This is a genomic window from Pseudovibrio flavus (genome assembly GCF_009711345.1).
Lineage (GTDB): Bacteria > Pseudomonadota > Alphaproteobacteria > Rhizobiales > Stappiaceae > Pseudovibrio > Pseudovibrio flavus.
In genome coordinates, this window is record NZ_SMMA01000011.1 from 1 (window position 1) to 272 (window position 272).

Genomic DNA, 272 nt, shown 5'->3' on the forward strand with positions numbered 1-272 from the left:
GAAAAGGGCGGCGTCGCTTGTGAAAGCGGTCGTGAAGTTGCTGACAAAGCTGACATCATCTTCATCATGGTGCCAGACACCCCGCATGTAGAAGCTGTTCTGTTTGCTGAAGGCGGCGTTGCTGAAGGTCTGTCTGCTGGCAAAATCGTTGTCGACATGTCCTCCATCTCCCCACTGGCAACCAAAGAGTTTGCTGCCAAGATCCGTGATCTGGGCTGCGGTTATGTTGATGGTCCTGTTTCCGGCGGTGAAGTTGGCGCAGTGAACGCAAC

1 protein-coding gene is annotated in these 272 nt (G+C 54.0%); it reads left to right on the forward strand.

Annotated elements, in window-relative coordinates; genetic code table 11:
* Positions 1–272 (forward strand): NAD(P)-binding domain-containing protein (locus E1162_RS00035; RefSeq protein ID WP_257098521.1); only part of this gene is annotated, 272 nt, incomplete at both ends.